Below are 20422 nucleotides of genomic sequence, written 5' to 3' on the forward strand. Positions count from 1 at the left end.
GCTGAGCGTATTGCCCTCGTTACACATTGACCATCTCACCAAGAGCTTCGGCGAGGTGATGGCACTGAAGGACATGACCTTCTCCGTCCACCCTGGCGAGGTGTACGGATTTGTCGGATCCAACGGCGCCGGCAAGTCCACCACCATGCGTATCGCCTTGGGGGTCCTCACCGCGGATTCCGGCGAGGTGCGCTACGGCGACCAGAAAATGGACATTGATATCCGTCGGAGAATCGGATACATGCCTGAAGAGCGTGGCCTCTACGCCAAGGAGAAGATCGCCGACCAGCTGATCTTCTTCGCTCGCCTCCATGGGCTATCCCAGAAGGACGCCCGAGACAACACCCACTCCCTTCTTGAGCGGCTCGGCTTGGGTGAGCGGGTGGCCGACAAGCTCGAGGAACTCAGTCTGGGCAATCAGCAGCGGGTACAGCTGGCGGCCTCCCTGATCCATAACCCCGAACTCCTGATCCTCGATGAACCATTCTCCGGACTGGATCCCGTCGCCGTGAACGTCATGAGCGAAATTCTGCTGGAGCGCGCCAACGAAGGCGTGCCCGTGATCTTCTCCTCCCACCAACTCGATCTGGTGCAACGCCTCTGCGATCGGGTGGGCATCATCTCCCAGGGTGAAATGCGCGCCGAAGGAACCGTGCCGGAGCTGCGCAACCGCGGGCCGATTCGCTTTGAGATCCACACCGCCGCCCGCGGGTGGTACCCCACCGGCACCTCCCTCGTGTCTGAGACCCCGGAAGCGGTGATCCTCGAGGCCGAGTCCACTGAGGATGACCAGAAGATCCTGCAGGCCGCGCTGGCCGTCGGCCCGGTCCACGCTTTCACCCGTCGGGTCCCCGACCTGACCGAACTTTTCCGGGAGGTTGTCCAGGCATGAGCTATTCATCGCTGAACACCATCAAAACCGTGGCCGGACGCGAGATCATCGTGGCCACCAGAAGCAAGGGCATCATTCTCTCCTTGGTGATCACGCTGGTGGTCATCATCGCCGGCATCGGAGTGATCACCTGGCTGAGCAACCGGGAATCCTCCGACCCGGAAGTCGTCCTCTACGGAATTGAGGAATCCTACTTCGAGGTACCGGAGGCCACTGGCGCAGCAGATTCCCCGGTGTTTCCGGGCGCCGGGCTGAGCTCCCTGGATCTGAGCACCGCCGCTTCCCCCGAGGACGCCCGCGAACGCGTAGCTGAGGGAGCTGATGCTGCACTCGTGCTCAACAACGGCCGCTTCGACCTGATCAGCGACGGGGATCCGAACGCCGGAATCCTGGCCACCCTGAATATCGGGTTGAGCAGCTACTCCCAGACCGAGGCCCTCGGGGCCGTCAACATCGCCCCCGATGATTACTACGCAGCGCTACCCGACGTCTCCCTCAACCTGGTCAACATCGGCGAGGAATCCGATTTCGCGGCGATCATCACCGTTCTCGCCGGAGTCTCCGTCCTCATCTTCTTCATCATGCTCTTCGCCGGAAACATCGGCGGAAGAGTCACCGAAGAGAAATCCTCCCGCGTCGTGGAGATCATCCTCTCCAGTGTCCGCCCCCTGGACTTCCTCGCCGGAAAGCTACTGGGCAATATGCTCGTCGGGCTGATCGGCACCGTGGTGATCCTCGGCATCGCAATGATTGCGCTGAGTTTCTCCGGCCTGCTCGACGACTTCGATCTGGATCTGACCGTGCTGCCGATCCTGGCACTCGCCTATATTCTCGGCCTGCTCTTCTTCGGCAGCCTCTGGGCTGCTGCGGGCGCCATGGTCTCCCGCTCCGAAGACCTGGCATCCACCCAGACCCCGATCATGATCTTCGTCTTCGGTGTCATCTATGCCCCGGCCTTCGGCTGGAGTGCGCTGGATTCGACCATCATGCAGGTGTTGAGCTGGCTGCCGCCCTTCTCGCTGAGCGTGGCACCGCTGCAGGGCGCCGCGGGCAATATGTCCTGGGCGCTAGTGCTGGCCTCCTATGCGGTGATGGCCCTCGTGACCTTCCTGGTCCTGCTGCTGGTGGCCCGCATCTACCGAAACGCCATTCTCCATAACGGCCGCAAGATGAAGTGGACCCAGGCACTGAAGTCCGCGAAATAGCTCGCTGCCACGGTCTTCACTTTCCGGGTGGCCCTTTTGGGTGGCCCTTGGCACCGGTACAACCCCCACACTGGGCTTGCTGGTCATGCCGGGCTTGCCGGGCTTGCCGGGCTTGCCGGAGTGAAGGGTAGGTCTCGAGAATCAGGCCAATGACCCTCCCCAGAGTGCAATTGGGCCGATCCTCGAGACCTAAACGTCAAACCCCAGGTCAGGCCCTAAAGCCATGAAGCCCTGAATTCTGCCGTACCGCCAAAAGCGTGTCCAGGATTCCCGGGATGACGGGTAGGTCTCGAGGATCAGGCCAATGATCCTCCCCAGAGTGCAATTGGGCGGATCCTCGAGACCTAAACGTCAAACCCCAGGTCAACCACCTGGAAACCCCAGCCCCAGGCCAAACAGCCCCGAACCTAGTCCAGGATCTCCTCGCGGAGAATGGACATCGGGATGGAGCCATAGCTCAGGGCCTGGCGGTGGAAGTCCTGGAGTGCCATGCCCTGGGCTAGGGCGTCGTCACGCAGGTTCATCCAGAGCCGCTGGCCCAGCGCGTAGGAGGGGGCCTGTCCGGGCCACCCGAGGTAACGGTTGAGTTCGAAGGCGAGAACTGTCTCATCCATGGCGGTGTTCTCCCGGAGGAAGGACCTGGCGTAGGAGGCGTCCCAGATGCCGGTACCTTCGGGGATCTTCTTGCCGAGGTGGACGCCGATGTCGAGGACGACGCGGGCGGCGCGGAGGCGCTGAGCGTCGAGAAGCCCCATGCGGGTTCCCGGATCCTCGTGGTATCCCAGTTCCGCCATCAGCGATTCAGCGTAGAGTGCCCAGCCTTCGCCGTGTCCGGAGTTCCAGCAGGCGACACGACGCCAGAGGTTGAGGTTATCGCTCTCTGCGAGGGTCTGGCCCAGCTGCAGGTGGTGGCCGGGAACGCCTTCGTGGAAGACGGTGGTCAGTTCCTGCCAGGTGTGGAAAATCTGTTGGCCTTGCGGCACAGACCACCACATGCGCCCCGGGCGGACGAAATCATCGGAGGGCGGGGTGTAGAAGATGCCGCCGGTGCCGGCCGGGTCAATCCGCGCTTCGATGGTGCGTACCTGTTCGGGGATGTCGAAGTGGGTGCCGTCGAGTTCGCGGATCACGCGGTCCGCGGTCTCCTGCATCCACTTCTGCAGTGCATCGGTGCCCTCGATGCGGTAGCGATCCTCATTGTTGAGGTTACGGAAGGCCTGCTTGACCGGGGTGCCTTCGCCATAGAGCTGGTCGGCGATCGCCTGCTCCTGGGCGGTGATCTCACGCAGCTGTTCCAGCCCCCAGCAGTAGGCTTCGTCAAGATTGACGGCATCGCCGACGAACTCGCGGGAGAAGAGCTCATAGCGGTCCCGGCCCACCGCATCCTCATTCGGGGCGTGCGGGGCCAGTTGCTCGCTGAGCCAGTCCGACATCAGACCAAAGGCTTGTTTGGCCTCGGCCACCTCGGCGCTGTTCGGTTCCACCCCGAGCTTCTCGAGCATGGAATCAGAATCAGCGAGGTCCGCGCACTGGGAGATGACCTCATCGATCTGGCGGTGCGGGGCGATTTTGCCGTGCGCGGCGGACTCCGCCAGGGATTCGCGGTAGCCCTCCAGGGAGTGGGCGACCTTGGAGAGCCGGGAGCGGATGGCATCCTTCTGCTCTGCGGTTTCCGCAGGCATGAGCAGGAAGGTATCCCGGATCATCTGGACCGGGGACTCGATATTGTTGAGCAGGCGGAGGTACTCACCGCGGTGGTGTTTGTCGGCGATCAGGGTCAGGCGGTCACGCAGCACGGCAGCGGTGACATGGTCGATCTCATCGAAATCGTCCTCATCATCATTGTCATCCGTGCAGTCATCGAAGGCATCGATATCGGCGACCATCTCACGGGCACGCTCCGCAACTGATTCCCAGTGCTCCGGGGAGAAATCCTGTAGTTCCCCTTCAAAGCCCGGGATACCCCAGGAAGTGGCATCGGTCGGCGACAGGGCCGCCAGGTCATGGACGAACACCTCACAGCTGGCGTCCAACAGGGACGGAGACCGCTGTTCGGAACTCACTAAACTCATGAGTGCAGAGTCTAGCCCTGTCTTCGCCCCCTTATCCACCCGAGACAGCTCCAGCCAATAACAGTTGTGAAACAGCTCCGATAACCCTCAACGCTTATCGACGCCGCGCTCCCCGGCAGAGCCTCGCCGGGTGGCGATCTCCCAGGTTCCCCGCGAGCCGGGAGAGAACGAACATCAGGCCCACTTATCACCCGGTGAACGCCAAACCGGGAGACTGCGGAAGAGCTCCGCCGGGGTATCCACGACGATGAGGGTGTCCACGAATTTCTGCCGGAGAAATCCCTCCTGCACCATCTTGTCCAGCATCTCCCGCAGCGGATCCCAGAAACCGGAGGTGTTGATCAACGCCAGCGGCCCTGAGAGCTCACCCAGCTGCGTCATGGTGAACACCTCAAAGGTCTCTTCCAGGGTGCCTGCACCGCCCGGCAGCACCACGAAGGCATCCGCGAGAGCCTCCATCCGGGTTTTGCGTTGCGCCATGGTGTCCACCACCTCCAGACTGCTGAGCCCGTGGTGAGCCATTTCACGATCCACCAGGGACTGCGGAATCACGCCGATGACTTCCCCACCAGCGGCCAGCGCGGCGTTGGCCACCGCACCCATCAGCCCCACGTTGCCACCACCGTAGATCAGCCGGATCCCGCGCTGGCCCAACTCCTTGCCCAAGGTCTCGGCGGCCACCAGGAACTCGGGGTTGAAGCCCGCCCGGGAACCGCAGTAGACCGCGAGGGAACGGATTTCAGGTGCTGCCGCGATGCTCATATCTGCCAGCCCTGCCACTGCGGTTCCCCCGCTGAAATCCAGGAACATAGTTCCCACCGGGGCGGTTGCAACCACCTCGAAACCGGTGCGCTCATAGAGCCGCTTCGCGGGGTTCCCCTCCTCCACAGAGAGTGAAATCCCCGTCCACCGGGCATCCCGACCATGGTTGCGGATCACCTCGAGCAGCACTGCCCCGATCCCCTGCCCCTGCCGGGATTCATCCACACTGATCACCAGCTCCGGCACATCGGACCGGAGGAATCCCACTGCCGGGGCGAACACCACCCACACCACCCCGACCGGTTGGCCCTCCAGCGAAGCAATGATCCCGTAGTCCCCGCGGGTGGGGCGGAAGTCGAGGTACTGCCGCCAGGGATCCCGGGTGAGGTCATCCTCGGTGATCCGCGCAGTCACGCGGTTGACATTGCGCAGCACTGCGGCGGTACGCACCCCGTGGTCTGCCGCGATCATCGGCCGTAGGTCCATGCCAGGAATGGTGGTCAGCTCAGGACGTGTCATGCCACCGAGCATAATGAGGCCGGGGCGCCAATGAAGGCGATTGTGCAGAGCGACAGTAATTATTAAGGTGCAAAAAAGATCAGGGGCTCTTCAACCGGGGAACCCCTGGCCAGCGCCCCGCGCAGCGGCTAGCGTCTTAAGACATGGCGGAACAACTTCAGGAAGCCCTTGAACTCGCCCGCAGCGCCCGCCGGATCGAGTTTTTCACCGGGGCCGGAATGAGTGCGGAATCCGGCCTGGATACCTATCGTGATGCGGTGACCGGGGTGTGGGAGAAGGTGGATCCCCAAGCGATGGCGAGCATTTCCGCCTGGGTCACAGATCCGGAACCAATGTGGGCCTGGTACCTGTGGCGCGCCCACCTGGCATCCCGGGCGAAGCCCAATGCCGGCCACCGGGCAATCGCTGAGTGGTCTCATTCCCCTACCAAGGCGCAGGTGCACGTCACCACCCAAAATATCGATGACCTGCACGAACGTGGCGGCACGGATCTGGTCACCCACCTGCATGGCAGCCTGTTCAAGTTCCGCTGCACCATCTGCCACCGACCGTGGAAAGGGAAGATCGAATTCCCTGCGGAAGCGGTGGAAAGACTGCCCCCACCGGATTGTCCGCTCTGCGGCAATCTCATCCGCCCCGATATCGTCTGGTTCGGGGAACCCCTGCCGCAGCGGGAATGGGAACAGGCGGAAACTGGCATGGACAACGCTGACCTGGTCGTGATCGTGGGAACGTCCGGAGTAGTGCAGCCGGCGGCCTCACTGCCGTTGCTGGCATATGAACGAGGAATACCGATCATCGAGATCTCCCCGGCCACCACTGAACTGAGCTCACTGTGCACCCTGTCCTGGCGGGCGGGCGCCGCCACCGCACTCCCGGCACTGGTGTCGGGATTGGCGGCAGACTGACCTCATCCGCACTCAGTCCTGGACAAAACTCCGGCGAGCATCAGTCGATACACCCCGCGTACCCCCGGAACCACAAGAATTCTCGATAACTGACATTCATTTGCTTTAACATTTGAACAGCAAAGGTGCGATCGCGTTCTCAAGCTGCAACGCACAGTACTTCCACTGAGAACACCGGTTCAGAGCAGGAGGGTCGCCGATGCGAGCTCGAAGCCTTTCCTTCACCGCGGGCCGGGGTGCCTGGGGCGTCGCCAAGCGGGCTGTCGCGGTACTCGCCGGGGGCGTCTGCCTGTTCGCCCTGACCGCCTGCACCAGTGATGCCCCCGAAAGTAGTGCTCCGGAGACCTGCGATCCAACCCTGGACCTGGCCTCCACCGCCTTTGGGCCCTACACCGCGCTGAATCAGATCCCCACGATCCCTCCGGGAGGTGAGGAAGGTCCGCATGGTTTTTGGAGCGGCTATCCGCTGTTTCTGGCCACCGTCGAAGACAATAGTTTCGACCCCTGTGCAGACCTGAGCTGGGTCACGCTCTCCGGCTCCACCCAGGATGACCTCGATCATGCCGACAGCGCCGCAGTGCTGCTTTTCCACCGCGATCAGCTGCTCACGGATCCACTACCCATCCAAGTGGCGGCAAACCCACTGGTGGAGCGAATTTCCGGGAACAAGATCCAGGTGACCTTCGGGCACTATGCCTCACCAGGTCAGACGGTGAGCCGAGAACAACAGAGCGCCACCTTCAGTTGGGAGGAAGGGGGGCTCAATGTGGCAGAGTTTGACCTGCTCCGGGAATACTCGAAGACGGCGACCACATTGGACCTGAGGGCTGCCCCGCCCGCTTCGGACGTCCCGGCGCTGCCGCGGGGCAATGTCTACCACCAGCCCTTCGACGCCGAATATGAACTGGCGGAATACCCCGGTTCAAATGTGCGGATTCAGTTGGATGAGGACAGTGAGCTGCTGTGCATCCTGAACTTCGCGGAACGCCACAATAACTGGGGATGGATCGGCTGCGCCGGATACGGGGTGGACTGGCCGTTTGTTGAGCCGGCTTTCGAAGCACCCCCGGCCACTGATCCGCTAACCCCCAGCCCGGGCACCACCGCCAACTACCTGCAGATCGCACTATTACCGACCACCCTGGCCACCACTTACTTCGATGAAGAGACCATCTCGGATTTTCCCGTCGCGCACACCATCGCTGCGGGGACGTTGACCCGTGTCGGCCACTACCTCATCGACACCCGGGATGCTCATCCTCGGCTGATCTACGGTGGTGCCGCCATCGAGATCCGGGAGGATGGCTTCGAGAGCGCTCCCGCAAACATCCTCGACCGAAGCCGCTGGCAGCCCTGAGTTCATCGACACCCTTCCGCGTGATGGGGCGCCCGGATGCCGGGCGTGCCCAGGACTGACACAAATGCGCCCATAGCTGCAGAACTGACCGATCTGCGGGCTATGGTAGCTCGGGTGAGCTTCCGTGACATCTTCGCCGATACCCGACCGCTGAAAGTTCCCGCCTATAAGCGGCTGTGGAGGGCAAATATCGCCACCGTGATCGGTGCCCAGTTGACCGTGGTGGCGGTCCCGGCCCAGATTTACGCCCTCACCGGATCCAGTGCCTATGTGGGGTTGACCGGCCTTTTTGGCCTGGTACCGCTGGTGATCTTCGGGCTGTACGGCGGCTCGATCGCTGATGCCTTTGATAAGCGGAAGGTGCTGATCACCACCACCCTGGGCATGATCCTGAGCACCGCTGGTTTCCTGCTGCTCAGTGCCCTGGGCAATGAGAATGTGTGGCTGCTGTTGAGCATGTTCTCATTGCAGCAGGCCTTTTTCGCGGTGAATCAACCGACCCGTACAGCAGTGTTCCGCTCCATTCTGCCGCTGGAGCTGCTGCCGGCGGGGTCCTCCCTGAACATGATGCTCATGCAGGCCGGGGCGATTATCGGCCCGCTGCTGGCGGGCGCGATGATCCCCCTGATCGGCTACACCTGGCTTTATTTCCTGGATGTGGCCTTCCTGCTGCCCACGCTGGTGGCGGTGTTCCGCCTGCCCACGCTGCTCCCCACAGGTGAGGTGATGAAGGCGGGGCTGCGTTCGGTGGTCGATGGACTGCGTTATCTGTTGACTCAGCCGGTGTTGATGGTGGCGATGCTGCTGGATCTGATCGCCATGGTCTTCGGCATGCCCCGGGCGTTGTACCCGGAAATCGCGGACACCAATTTTGGTGGTGCCGCCGAGGGAGGAACCATGCTGGCGCTGCTCTACTCCTCCATGGCGGTGGGTGCGGTACTGGGTGGTCTACTCTCCGGCTGGGTATCCCGGGTGGTCCGACAGGGGGTGGCGGTCTATGTCTGCATCATCGCCTGGGGTGCGGCGATCATGGTGGCCGGAATCGGCGTGCTGCTCAGCCCCGGTGCGATCACGTCCTGGGCCTGGCTGGTGATCATGATGTTGGTCGTGGGTGGCGCGGTCGACATGTTCTCCGCCTCCCTGCGCACGGCCATTTTGCAGCAGTCCGCCCAGGAGCACGTTCAGGGCCGTATCCAGGGCATTTATATCGTGATCGTGGTGGGCGGACCCCGGTTGGCCGATGTGCTCCACGGCTGGTCCGCAGGCATGCTCGGGACCGGCTGGACCACCTTCTTCGGTGGTGCTGTGGTGGTTCTCCTCACCCTGGTCTGCGTGGTGGCGGTCCCTGCTTTCCGTCGCTATGAGCGACCCGGGGGTGGAGTCACCACAGAACCAATGTGACAGACCAAGCGGTCTGCAACACGGAAAGTTGATTAGACTACATTGTCTAGGTGGCTTATTATTCAGCACATGAGCACTCCTGCACGCACTCCGGCCCCGGCGGTATTCAGTCGACCCCAGTTGCCCGCTGCAAAGTGCCTGCACCTGATCCGTACCCGGCAGATCCTCACCCGCAGTGATCTCGTCACCGCAACCGGCTTATCCCAGCCCACGGTCACCCGCGCAGTGAATGCACTCATCGATCTTGGACTGGTCCACGAGCGCAATGACCTCAGCCGGGCGAAGGGCCGTGGCCGCCCGACGATCCCGCTCGAACTCGCACCGAGCCTCTGGCTGCACGCCGGCATCGCCATCGGCACCACCAGCACTTATATCGCCCTCTATGACGCCAAGGGCCGGACCTTCCGTGATGCGCACGTAGCCCAGAATGTCGCCGAGACCAGCCCCGAGGACTTTCTCGAGTACATCATCGCGGGACTGCACCAACTCACCAATGGCATCAGCAATCCCCTGGTCAGCGTTGGCGTGACCACCTCCGGAAGGGTCAGTCGCGAAGGCGTGGTCAACGCCCCGAACCTCGGCTGGCACAACCTCGACCTGGCAGAACGCCTGCGTTACCAGTTCTCCGTGCCGGTCGTGGTGGCCTCCGCGGTACCCGCCCTGCTCGCCGCCGAGATCCAGTCCACCGAGCTGCCGGCACCGGGGAAGCTGGAGAACTCCCTCAACCTCTTCGCCGATGACTCCATCGGTGCAGCCTTCAGCGATACCGAGGGAGTGCACTCCATTCCCACCCTCCCCGGGACCGAGAGCACGCTACTGGACACCACCGGCCTGGCCACCGAGGAAGCCCTGAGCACCCAGGGATTTCTTCGACGGCTCAATGATCTGAGCCTCGATCTACCCAGCCTCGCCGCCGCAGTGAATGCCGGGGAGAATAACTCGGACGTCCGAGATCTTCTCGACGAGCGCGCCCGCCTACTCGGGCAGGTCGCCGCCGAGCTGGTGAGCACCCATCGCCCGGGCACCCTGGTGGTGGCGGGCTCCGCCTTCACCGAGGATCCCGGCGCTCCCCGGATCTTCGCCGAGACCGTCCGCACCCTGACCGACGGAGAGCTGAACCTGCGGATGATTCCCACACACCGGGAGATCGTGCGCGCCGTCGCCCGCGCGGCCGCGCTGGATCAGCTACTGCGCGAGCCGCTGAAGCTTGCGCCCTAGGCCCGGGGCGCCGTGCCCGGGGCAGGCGCGGCGCAGATAAGCACAGCTGTGCTAATCCACCCAGACATCCTCAAGACTCAGCTGCTCCCCGGATTGTCGGGCGGCAATCTCGATATAACGTCCCGCGTGCGGAATGAAGGCCGCCGACTGCTCCTCACTGAGCTCCCGGCGGACTTTCGCGGGGACACCCGCAGCCAGGGAACGCGGGGCAATGACCTGGCCCTCCAACACCACCGCACCGGCGGCGATCAAGGAGCCCGGCCCCACCTCGGAACGGGAGAGCAGCGCGGACTTCATGCCGATCAGCGTGCCATTGCCCACTGTCGCGCCATGGACTAGCGCGAGATGGCCGATGGTGACGTCATCACCGAGCGTGCAGGGAGCATCACGGTCCACATGAAGAACACAATTGTCCTGGATATTGGTGCGCGCCCCAACCGTGATGGCATTGACATCACCGCGCAACACGCAGCCATAGAAGACCGAGGCTTCCGGGCCGATTTCCACATCACCGATGATGGTGGCATTCGGGGCGATCCAGGCGGAACGGTGAATCCGGGGGCGCTTGTTACCGAAGGGCAGGATCAACGGGCCCTGTCGGGAAGAATCAATCATCAGACACTCTGCTTTTCTGTGAGGAGCCGAACCTGGGAGATTTTGGTGAACACCACGCCCTTCATGCCCAGCCGCTCGGCGGCCTCGACGTTCTCGGGGCGATCATCAAAGAAGATGGTGTCGGAAGCCTTCGCGCCCATCGCGTCCAGGGCGACATGAAAGGCCTTCTGATCAGGCTTGACCAGACCGATATCGCAGGAGAAGGTGACCGCGGAGAACTCCGCCAGCCAGCTGAACTTCTCCCGCACCCGCTCCGCCAGACCTGCCGGGATATTAGAGAGAATACCGGCACGCCAACCGGAGCCAATGCGGCTGAGCACCAGCTCCACCATCGCCGGGTCCGGCTCAAGCCAACTGTCCTCATCCGCGGCCACCGCCTCAAAGAGATCGAAGTCAGCCAGCCCGGCGCGCAGTCTCACCTGCTGCCAGTAACTCTGGTCGCTGACCAAACCGGCGTCATAGGCCGGGCGCAACGCCCAGTAGTGGGGCCAGATGGTGGCGTCACCGAGAACGGCTCTTTCAATCCGGTGTTTCGCATCCTCTGACTGCGTACGTAACAGAACACCGTAGAGGTCAAAGAGAAGACTGCTCATAGGGCCCTCCTTTTAGACAGGTCGTACTACTTCCCCCCAGAGTACCTATCAGGTTCAGCCAGGTGAGGAAATAATGCGTTGAGCGAGGTCACCGAGTGGGCGGTCCAAGGCTCCGGACAAGGTGAATGGCCAGGAAAACTTCAGCCCAGTTTCATCTCATGAACCCCCACCCGCAACTTTCCTAGGTAATACTAATTGGAGTTTCCTCTTTTCCATCCCTGAAAGGCCTCTGCTGTGCGTACTTCGCGCCAAATTCCTGCCCTGCTTCTCTGCACCACCTTGCTGATCGCCCCCACCGCGCACGCACAGTCGAGCCAGGGTCTCGGCTCCTCCGCCCTCCTCAATAGCTCCCCGAACGGCTCTTCGGCACTACCTGCCCCGGGCAACACCCAGACCACCCCGATGACCCGGGAGGTGCTGTTCAGCGAGGGTTTTGATGATGTTCCCAACCCTTCGAAGTTCACCCATGAGGTTCCGGCTGGCTGGAATTCCCAGACCACCGGCGTCACCTCAGGTGAGGAACGCTGGAACGGCTGGTCCCTGGCCACCATCCGCGACTGGACCTGGGCCGCCGGCACCGATATGCGCCACTGGTTCACCCAGGGTCATGGGCAGATCGCCATCATCGACTCCAAGCAGCAGCGCCTGAACGCCACCGACTCCATGGATGCCCGCCTGAGCACCCCGGAGATCGAGGTCGCCGGGCGTAATGCGGTGGTGGTGGAGTTCGACTCGCATTACCGCCATGGTCAGGCACCCCAGGGTGCCACGGTCACCGTCGAGTTCGACGGCGTCGAGCAGGAGATCCTGCGCTACGACGCGGACCGTTTCACCGCACACGAGGCCATCGAGGTCGCCGTTCCGGCCGGAGCCAAGAACCTGCGCGTCAGCTTCAACTACCTCGGCGGCAATGATGACTGGTGGTGGGCGGTGGACAATATCGCCGTCACCGAACCCTTCGCAGCGCTCAGCGGGGAACCCGAGGCGATCATCGACGTCATCTCCGATATCCAGGGCGATATCCCTGATTTCGAGGCGGCCATTGAGACGCTCAACGGCATGCCGGAGCAGGCTGGTGCACTGGTGATCAACGGTGACATCGTCGACACCGGTGAGCAGCACCTATGGGATGAGTTCAACGCCGCCAACGCCCGGACCCCGCATGCCTCCGGCAAGCAGGTGTGGACCATCGGCAACCATGAGATGTACGGCCCCGAAGGCAGCGAGACCTACCTGAACCGCTTCCTGGAGTACTCCGGCCAGGAACAGCCGTGGACCGAACTCATCGTCGACGGTGTCCCGCTGATCACCATCAACACCGAGTACTACTCCGATGTCGACCGTGGCGGCAAGGAGCCCTTCCAGCGGCTCTCCGAGGAGCAGCTGAACTGGCTCGATCAGCGCCTGGCATTCTGGGAGGCCAAGAAGGTCCCCGCGCTGGTGTTCACCCACCCGCTACTGCCGCAGACCGTCTCCATGTCCCACTCGGCCTGGTACCAGAATGATTTCGAAGACACCGCCGCCATCTCCGATGTCGTCTCGAAGTACAACCACTCCATCATGTTCACCAGCCACACCCACGCCTCCCTCCACCAGAACAACTGGTGGGGCACCTACCGCTACGAGGGCACCGGCGAAGCTGGCCGCCAGGGGTTCCCGGTGGTCAACACCGGCGCGATCCTCAACGAGTACTTCCCCGATGGCGATCATGATGAGACCATCACCCCGGCGGACACCTCCACCGGCCTGCGGGTCAAGGTCTACGGCGACCGGGTGCGGGTGGAGGCCTGGGACTTCAAGAGCGGTGAGATGATCCGTTTCCAGGACTTCGCCCGGATGGCCTGATCACCCGGCGCTCAGCGGCTCAGTAACGCTCGTCCACGCGACGGCTGGCGGCGCGCCCCGGGTGCTCGGGGAACTCTGCCGGGTAACCGGCGGCGATGACCAGACCGATGGCGCGATCCGGGCGCCCCGCCAGCCCGAGAGCGGCCTTGACCTCCTCCTCATCCCAACCGGTGGTCGGGGAGGTGGCCAGGCCCTCACTCTGGGCGGCGACCATCACGAAGCCGGCCAGCAGCATGGCATCCTTCATGGCGGATTCCCGCAGGCCAGCCTCGTCATAGCTTTCCCGCAGCCGCTTGAGGTAGCCAGTGGTGCGCTCCCCGAGTACTTCCTCCGCGTCCTCCGGCAGCACCTCAGCGCGGGCGACGGTGATGAAGATGACCGGGGCCGCCAGGAACTGCTTCTGACCGGAAGCTTCGAAAAGGGCCTGCTTGACCTCAGGGTCGCGGACAATCACCAGGTCACGCAGCTGCGCGTTGAAGGCGCTGGGGGCCTCCAGCGAGAGCTCTGCGATCCGGTCGACCACCTCGGTGGAGGGAAGCTGCTCGGTGTACTTGCGGGTCGCGCGGCGGCTGATGATGGCTTCTCGGACGCTGGTCTCGGCGGTCATTGTCTCGGCGGTGGTCTGGGTCATGGGAAGTTAGTTCTCCTGCATTGCTCGGGGATGATGTTCTGGAATGTTAGTCAGTGGCACAATCAACGGGAACCCCTGAATTCAGGGTGGAGATTACCCGCTACCTGTTACACAACACTTCAACCAACGCTTCCTTCCCAGAATTGTTCCCCTGATGATCGATTTCACCGCCACCGCCGATATCGTCGCCCCGCAGCTGCTCGGCTGCGTACTCACCCACGCCGGGGTGTCCATCCGCCTGACCGAGGTGGAGGCCTACGTCGGCGCCGAGGACTCCGCCGCCCACACCCACCGGGGCATGACGGAACGCAATAAGGCGATGTTCGGCCCCGGCGGCCACATGTACGTCTACCTCTCCTATGGCATCCACCGCGCCGGCAATATCGTCTGCGCCCCCGAAGGCGTGGGACAGGGCTGCCTGCTGCGTGCCGGCGAGGTGGTGGCCGGGCTCGAGATCGCTTATCGACGCCGCGGGAACGTCCCCTTCACCCGGCTCGCCCAAGGCCCGGGCAACCTCGGCCAGGCACTCGATCTCCAGCTGAGTGACAACCACTCCCCTGTCCTGAATAGTGATGGCTCTTTCCTGTTGAAACAGCGCCAGCAGGAACCGGAATGGGTGCGTGGGCCACGCATCGGCATCTCCAAGAACGCCCAGGCTCCGCTGCGCTTCTGGATACCGGGAGATAAAACGGTGAGCGGACGGAGAGGTAGGCCGAAGGGGTAGCCCACCCGGAAGACATCTCCTGGGCACTAGCTGCTGTCCAAGACCCCTTTTCTCATCGCCCGGCCCCTCCATGAGGAGCGCGACTCCCGGCTGGGTACAGCCAGCACATGGCGTTTCGTTTATTTCGTTTAGGCGATATCCTGGTGTCATGACACAGCTCAAGGACAACAACGGCACCGATATAGCCGCCACCGCTCGCGAAGCACTCCACCAGCTCAATCACGTTCTCGGCAGCGTCCCCCCACCCGACGTCGTGGATGTCGTCGTCGAGAGCTCTGAGGAAAAGATCCGCCTCCCCCGGGAAGTCGCAACCATTCTCCGGGAGATCCTGGTGAACTCAGCGGCCGGACAGGCTGTCGGCGTCATACCACTGCATGCCGAACTGACCACCCAACAGGCAGCGGATTTACTCAATGTTTCCCGCCCCCACGTCGTCAAACTCATGAATGATGGCGTCCTACCGGGCCATAAGGTCGGCACTCACCGGCGGATATACGCCGCCGAGGTACAGGCGTACAAGCACCAACGAGACATCGAAGGACGCATCGCTGCCGATGAACTCACCGCCCTCACCGAGGAGATAGGACTGTACGAGTGAGTGGGTCCACCGTCATTTTCGATGCCAATGTGCTCTACCCAAACATACTCAGAGACATTCTCATCAGACTCGCAGGCACCGATATTTTTCAGGCACGGTGGACCGATCACATCCTGGACGAAGTATTCCGAAACCTCCAGGCCAACCGCCCAGACCTCCACCCCGACAAGCTGCGCAGAACACGAGAACTGATGTGTCAGGCCGTGGACGACTGTCTCGTTACCGGGCAGAAGAGCTCATCGAAGCCCTGTCCCTGCCGGATCCCGATGATCGCCATGTTCTTGCCGCTGCCATCAGATGTGGCGCCCAGGTGATCGTCACGGAAAACAAGAAAGACTTCCCCAAGGACGTAATGGACCGGTACGGCATCGAAATACAAGGTGCCGATGAGTTCCTTTGCGATCAGATCAACCTATTCGGCTCCCGAGCACATCAGGCCGTGACATATGCGGCGGCGGCCTTCAAGAATCCACCCAGAACCATCGATGATGTGCTTGATGCGCTGTCGAAATCCGGAGCGCCATCCGCAGCAGAACTGCTACGGAGATAGCATGTCACGGCACCTAAATACTGCAGAATGGGTGAGGAAAGAGCCACCGATAAGCCCGCACATCACCCGATGACCATGCAGACCCAACGCAATTGACCGCATACCTTCCGCAAGGCTGGGAGACCCGCTTCTCCATCCAGAGTTTCTGGATTTTTAAGCCTGCGATTGCTCCGAGCCATATTGAACCCACGTCCAGTTCACCGGAGGAAACCGTGAATCCGCAGGTCAGGATATCGGACCTGTAGTTTTCATTTTTGGTACACAAGTTGACCGGACCGGAGAGTCCAGGAGATTCCCGCAGCTGAACCACCACCCCCTAAAACGATCAAGGCCGCCATTCACGGGCTAAAGATTTACCCGGGAATCTATACTCAGCCGCATGTCAGGAATTGAAGCTTCCCGGGTCCGCACCCGCCATTTCGCCCAGGCCAAGGCCGAGGGCCTCAAGATCTCCGCGCTCACCAGTTATGACGCGCTCACCGCCGCCATCTTCGATGAGGCCGGGATCGATCTGCTCCTGGTCGGCGATTCCGCCGCCAATGTCGTTCTGGGTCGGGAGACCACCCTCTCCATGACCGTCGATGAGATGCTCATCATGGCCCGGGCCGTGGCCGCTGCCACCAGGCGTGCCTTTGTCACGGTCGATCTCCCCTTTGGCAGCTACGAAACCAGCCCGGAACAGGCTGTCGCAACATCGGTGCGCTTCATGAAGGAATCAGGCGTGGCGGGCGTGAAGCTGGAGGGTGGCGTGGAGATCGCGCCGACCATCCGCAGGGTCGTCGAGGCCGGCATCCCGGTGTGCGCCCACATCGGTTTCACCCCGCAGTCTGAGCACGCGCTCGGCGGCCCGGTCATCCAGGGACGTGGCTCCGGTGCGGAAAAGCTGCTTGCCGATGCCCTCGCAGTCCAGGAGGCCGGTGCCTTCGCCGTGGTCATCGAGATGACCCCGGCTGCCATCGCTGCAGAGATCACCGCGGCGTTGACCATCCCCACGATCGGGATCGGTGCCGGAGCGGGTACCGACGGCCAGATCTTGGTCTGGCAGGATGCCTTCGGCCTGAACCGGGGTCGGACCGCGAAGTTCGTTCGCAGCTACGCCACTCTCGGGGAGCAGCTGGTCGAGGCCGCCCGCCAGTACCACGAGGATGTCATCGGTGGGGAGTTCCCAGCCGCCGCAGAATCCTACGAAGACCACCCCGGGAAGTAGCACATGAGTACCACTCCCCGACTCACCCGCACCGCTGCCGAACTACGCACCGCCATTACCGAGCTCAGTGCCGGTACGGACTCACTAGGGTTAGTGCCCACCATGGGCGCACTCCATGATGGGCATACCTCACTGGTTGATCGTGCCAGGTCAGACAATGATCTGGTGGTGGTGAGCATCTTCGCCAATCCGCTGCAGTTTGAGAATCTCGGTGATTGCGATGACTTCCGCAACTACCCACGCCAGCTGACGGCCGATCTCGAACTACTCAATAAGGCAGGCGCCGATATCGTCTTCGCCCCCACCCAGGAGGAGATGTACCCGGGCGGGACCCCCATGCTGTGGGTCCGCACCGGTGAGATGGGTCAGCGCCTGGAAGGTGCCAGCCGACCGGGCCACTTCGACGGGGTGGCCACGGTCGTCGCAAAGCTCTTTCACCTGACACAGCCGCGAAGCGGAGAATTCCGCGCCTACTTCGGGCAGAAAGACGCCCAGCAGGTGGCGGTGCTCAAGCGAATGGTGGCGGATCTGAATTTTCCCGTGGAGATCCGGCCAGTTCCGATCATCCGCGCCGCAGACGGTCTCGCGGAGTCCAGCCGGAACCAGCGCTTATCAGCGCAGGAACGGAAGAATGCCCTGATCCTCTCCCGGGTGCTGCGTGAACTGCGCAATCGTACTGCTGCAGGTATGGCGATCGATGTCGAAGCTGCCCGAGAACAGCTGCGATCTAGTACAGGTGTGACACTAGATCATCTGGAAGTGGTGGACCCACGCACGCTGGAATCCCTGAGCCGCACAGTTCTGGCCACTCCACTGGACAAGCCGGCACTGGTGGTTGCGGCGATCCAGGTAGGCAAAGTGCGGCTCATCGACAATATGGAACTGATTCCGGCCCGCTGACGGCCAGCCATTACCCCCAAGCCCACCCCCTGGCCGGGCAGTTTAAATTCATTTTCCGAGCGTAACCACACCTTTCCAAAGATTAGGGCAGGCAAGCCTTCCATGTGCCTTGCCACTTAGGCCAGCCTTTCCTTAAGGTATCCGATTGTCCAGTTCCGGACGATCTGGTGCTCAACGAAAGTGACTTCCCCATGACCTCGAACGGCCCTGTGGCGCTCCATCACATGCCACTGAACCGAAGGCGCTTCATCCAGGCGGCACTGGCACTCGGCGGTGCCGGGATGCTCGGCCTCGCCGGCTGCTCGACCCGCGAGACCCAACCCACCGCAGGTGAGGCCGGTGGTGCAGGTCTGACTGTCACCGACCAGTTCGGCCGCACCGTCTCCTTCGACGGCCCCGTCGACCGCATCGCCACCACCATCATCCCGCTGCCCGCCATGCTGGCCGGGGTGGACCAGTCGCTGGCCAAGGTCGTCGCGGTGAACTCCTCCGCCCAGATGCTGGCGGAAAAGGGCTTCTTGGCCACCATGTTCCCCGAGATCATGGATCTACCGATCGCCGCCAACGGCGCAGACTTCGTCCCGAATATCGAAACCATCGTCGCCCAGCATCCGGATGTCACGATCCAGTGGGGCCATTATGGCGATGAGATCATCACCCCGATCGAACAGGCCGGCCTGGAGCTGCTCCTGCTCAACTACGGCACGCAGGAGATGCTCGAGGAATGGGTGTCGCTGTTGTCCACCTTGGTGGGCAAGCCTGAACGCGGGCAACAGATCCTCGAGACGATGCACACCGATCTGGCCCGGGTTGAGTCCGTGGTCGGCAAAGCGGGCCAGCGTCCCCGGGCCGTCAACATCTACAACTACGATGAGCTGCAGGTTTCGGGCCCGGGCTCCTATATGGACTACTGGCTCACCCTCTGCGGTGCCGACAACGTCATCACCCAGAAGGGCTCGAGTGTCGCCATCGCCAAGGAAGAGTTGCTCAAGCTCGACCCCGAAGTCATTTTCCTGGGTAATTTCTCCCCGGCCACCCCGGAGACCCTCTATCAGGATCCCTTCTGGGCCGATGTGTCCGCGGTAGCCAACCGTCGCGTCTACCGCGTTCCCAACGGCGGTTTCTCCTGGGATCCACCGAGCAATGAATCCAACCTGATGTGGCAGTGGGCCGCCACCCTGATCAACCCGGAGGTCGCCGATTTCCACCTGCGCTCCGCGATGAAGGAGAACTTCGCCTACCTGTACAACCATGATCTCAGCGAGGAGCAGATCGACCAGATCCTCTTCCTCGACGCCAACCGGGGAAGCGCTGATTACGATGTCTTCACCGGCTAAGCCCACCACACTGAGCAAGCCCACTGCCCTCGCTGAGCTCACCACCCCGGAACCGGTCCCGCATCCGGCACCGCGGGCCACTGGTCTGCGCTGGGTGATCGCGCTGCTGGCCGTGGTGCTGATTTCCCTGTTCAGCCTGTCCATCGGACGCTACTCGGTGCCCTTCAACGAGGTGCTCCGCATGCTGATCGGACAGTTCGTCGATATCCGTCAGACCTGGACCGACCAGGAGGTACAGGTGGTCCTCGGCTCCCGGCTGCCACGGGTGCTGCTGGCGTTGATCGTCGGTGCCGGTCTGGCGCTGGCCGGCGCCACCCTGCAGGCGATTTTCCGGAATCCCCTGGTCAGCCCGCAGGTGGTGGGGGTCTCCAATGGTGCCGCCTTTGGCGGGGTGCTCGCCCTGGTTCTTGGTCTGGGGTCATTGTGGTTGGTTGGCCTGTCCTTCGCCATGGGCATGCTGGCGCTGGCACTCGTCATCTGGATCGGCCGGAGCACAACCGGTGGTTCACTGCTCATGATCATCCTCGGCGGGGTGGTGGTCGGCGCGTTGTTTTCCGCACTGGTCTCCTTCATGACGATCATCGCCGATCCCTACACCGAGCTACCCTCGATCGTGTTCTGGTTGATGGGTTCCCTGGCTGCAGCTTCGCAGGCCAAGGTACTCATCGCATTGATTCCGATCGGGATCGGCAGTCTCGTGATCCTCAGCCTGCGCTGGCGGATCAACGTACTCAGTCTCGGGGATACGGACGCCAGATCGCTGGGCATCAATCCGAAGCCACTGCGGATTCTGCTGCTGGTGATGGTCGCGTTGATGACAGCCGGGGCGGTGTCCGTGGTCGGGGTCGTCGGTTGGGTCGGCCTGGTGGTCCCCCACTTCGCCCGGCTGATCACCGGCCCGGACCACCGGGTCCTCCTCCCGATGTCCGCGCTGATCGGTGCGGGTTATCTGGCACTGATAGACACCCTCTCACGCTCGGTGACCGCCACCGAACTGCCCGTGGGCATCCTCACCGCAGTGATCGGCGCCCCGGTATTCATCGCCCTGCTACGCGCCGTGCACCGTCGCGGCGGACTGACCGGATAGA

The 20422-nt window shown here is 62.6% G+C and carries 19 protein-coding genes; 14 read left to right on the forward strand and 5 right to left on the reverse strand.

The window, feature by feature from the left end:
• Positions 1-10: 10 nt before the first annotated feature.
• Both ACTU46_RS07490 and ACTU46_RS07495 read left to right on the forward strand, forming a co-directional pair.
• The gene (locus tag ACTU46_RS07490) at positions 11-892 is read left to right on the forward strand and encodes an ABC transporter ATP-binding protein (protein WP_443380624.1); all 882 of its coding nucleotides are present in this window, start codon (positions 11-13) and stop codon (positions 890-892) included.
• Positions 889-2097, forward strand: a complete 1209-nt coding sequence (locus tag ACTU46_RS07495) for an ABC transporter permease (protein ID WP_443380625.1) — start codon at positions 889-891, stop codon at positions 2095-2097. Before ACTU46_RS07490 ends, ACTU46_RS07495 begins: the two co-directional genes overlap by 4 nt.
• Positions 2098-2504: 407 nt before the next feature.
• Here ACTU46_RS07495 and ACTU46_RS07500 read toward each other — a convergent pair whose 3' ends face one another.
• Together ACTU46_RS07500 and ACTU46_RS07505 are read right to left on the reverse strand one after the other, a co-directional pair.
• Entirely contained in the window at positions 2505-4169 is a 1665-nt protein-coding gene (locus tag ACTU46_RS07500; RefSeq protein WP_443380626.1) for a DUF885 domain-containing protein, read from the reverse strand.
• A gap of 174 nt (positions 4170-4343) precedes the next feature.
• Entirely contained in the window at positions 4344-5450 is a 1107-nt protein-coding gene (locus ACTU46_RS07505; RefSeq protein ID WP_443380627.1) for a TIGR00730 family Rossman fold protein, read from the reverse strand.
• A gap of 143 nt (positions 5451-5593) precedes the next feature.
• Between ACTU46_RS07505 and ACTU46_RS07510 the strand changes: the two genes are divergently transcribed.
• The 4 genes from ACTU46_RS07510 to ACTU46_RS07525 all read left to right on the forward strand — a co-directional run bounded on the left by ACTU46_RS07510 (position 5594) and on the right by ACTU46_RS07525 (position 10334).
• Complete coding sequence (locus tag ACTU46_RS07510) at positions 5594-6358, forward strand: NAD-dependent deacylase (RefSeq protein ID WP_443380628.1); 765 nt, start codon at positions 5594-5596, stop codon at positions 6356-6358.
• Between the two features lie 199 nt (positions 6359-6557).
• Positions 6558-7715, forward strand: a complete 1158-nt coding sequence (locus ACTU46_RS07515) for an LppP/LprE family lipoprotein (RefSeq protein WP_443380629.1) — start codon at positions 6558-6560, stop codon at positions 7713-7715.
• 114 nt (positions 7716-7829) lie between these two features.
• The gene (locus ACTU46_RS07520; RefSeq protein ID WP_443380630.1) at positions 7830-9116 is read left to right on the forward strand and encodes an MFS transporter; all 1287 of its coding nucleotides are present in this window, start codon (positions 7830-7832) and stop codon (positions 9114-9116) included.
• A gap of 69 nt (positions 9117-9185) precedes the next feature.
• Positions 9186-10334, forward strand: coding sequence for an ROK family protein (locus tag ACTU46_RS07525; RefSeq protein WP_443380631.1), 1149 nt, complete (start codon positions 9186-9188; stop codon positions 10332-10334).
• A 51-nt stretch (positions 10335-10385) separates the two neighbouring features.
• On the opposite strand, the gene ACTU46_RS07530 is transcribed toward ACTU46_RS07525, so the two are convergent.
• Positions 10386-10949 carry a gamma carbonic anhydrase family protein gene (locus ACTU46_RS07530; protein WP_443380632.1) on the reverse strand — a complete coding sequence of 188 codons (564 nt, stop codon included), beginning with the start codon at positions 10947-10949 and terminating at the stop codon, positions 10386-10388.
• Positions 10949-11542 carry an HAD family hydrolase gene (locus tag ACTU46_RS07535; RefSeq protein WP_443380633.1) on the reverse strand — a complete coding sequence of 198 codons (594 nt, stop codon included), beginning with the start codon at positions 11540-11542 and terminating at the stop codon, positions 10949-10951. The genes ACTU46_RS07530 and ACTU46_RS07535 overlap by 1 nt, the downstream gene beginning before the upstream one ends.
• A 234-nt stretch (positions 11543-11776) precedes the next feature.
• Between ACTU46_RS07535 and ACTU46_RS07540 the strand changes: the two genes are divergently transcribed.
• A complete protein-coding gene (locus ACTU46_RS07540; RefSeq protein WP_443380634.1) occupies positions 11777-13387 on the forward strand; it encodes a metallophosphoesterase family protein in 1611 nt (536 codons plus the stop codon).
• A 19-nt stretch (positions 13388-13406) separates the two neighbouring features.
• On the opposite strand, the gene ACTU46_RS07545 is transcribed toward ACTU46_RS07540, so the two are convergent.
• Positions 13407-14018 carry a nitroreductase family protein gene (locus tag ACTU46_RS07545; RefSeq protein WP_443380635.1) on the reverse strand — a complete coding sequence of 204 codons (612 nt, stop codon included), beginning with the start codon at positions 14016-14018 and terminating at the stop codon, positions 13407-13409.
• Between the two features lie 154 nt (positions 14019-14172).
• On the opposite strand from ACTU46_RS07545, the gene ACTU46_RS07550 reads away from it, so the two are divergent.
• From ACTU46_RS07550 to ACTU46_RS07580, 7 genes are all read left to right on the forward strand, one after another.
• Positions 14173-14742, forward strand: a complete 570-nt coding sequence (locus tag ACTU46_RS07550) for a DNA-3-methyladenine glycosylase (RefSeq protein WP_443380636.1) — start codon at positions 14173-14175, stop codon at positions 14740-14742.
• A 148-nt stretch (positions 14743-14890) separates the two neighbouring features.
• Positions 14891-15340, forward strand: coding sequence for a helix-turn-helix domain-containing protein (locus ACTU46_RS07555; protein ID WP_443380637.1), 450 nt, complete (start codon positions 14891-14893; stop codon positions 15338-15340).
• 193 nt (positions 15341-15533) lie between these two features.
• Positions 15534-15890: a hypothetical protein gene (locus ACTU46_RS07560; RefSeq protein WP_443380638.1), complete on the forward strand. Its 357-nt coding sequence runs from the start codon at positions 15534-15536 to the stop codon at positions 15888-15890.
• A 379-nt stretch (positions 15891-16269) separates the two neighbouring features.
• Positions 16270-17097, forward strand: coding sequence for a 3-methyl-2-oxobutanoate hydroxymethyltransferase (gene panB, locus ACTU46_RS07565; protein WP_443380639.1), 828 nt, complete (start codon positions 16270-16272; stop codon positions 17095-17097).
• A gap of 3 nt (positions 17098-17100) precedes the next feature.
• Entirely contained in the window at positions 17101-17997 is an 897-nt protein-coding gene (panC, locus tag ACTU46_RS07570; RefSeq protein WP_443380640.1) for a pantoate--beta-alanine ligase, read from the forward strand.
• 224 nt (positions 17998-18221) lie between these two features.
• The gene (locus tag ACTU46_RS07575) at positions 18222-19334 is read left to right on the forward strand and encodes an ABC transporter substrate-binding protein (protein WP_443380641.1); all 1113 of its coding nucleotides are present in this window, start codon (positions 18222-18224) and stop codon (positions 19332-19334) included.
• Positions 19318-20421: a FecCD family ABC transporter permease gene (locus tag ACTU46_RS07580; protein WP_443380642.1), complete on the forward strand. Its 1104-nt coding sequence runs from the start codon at positions 19318-19320 to the stop codon at positions 20419-20421. The genes ACTU46_RS07575 and ACTU46_RS07580 overlap by 17 nt, the downstream gene beginning before the upstream one ends.
• The last annotated feature ends 1 nt before the right edge of the window (position 20422 follow it).

The organism is Corynebacterium sp. A21 (assembly GCF_052266655.1).
Classification (GTDB): Bacteria; Actinomycetota; Actinomycetes; order Mycobacteriales; family Mycobacteriaceae; genus Corynebacterium.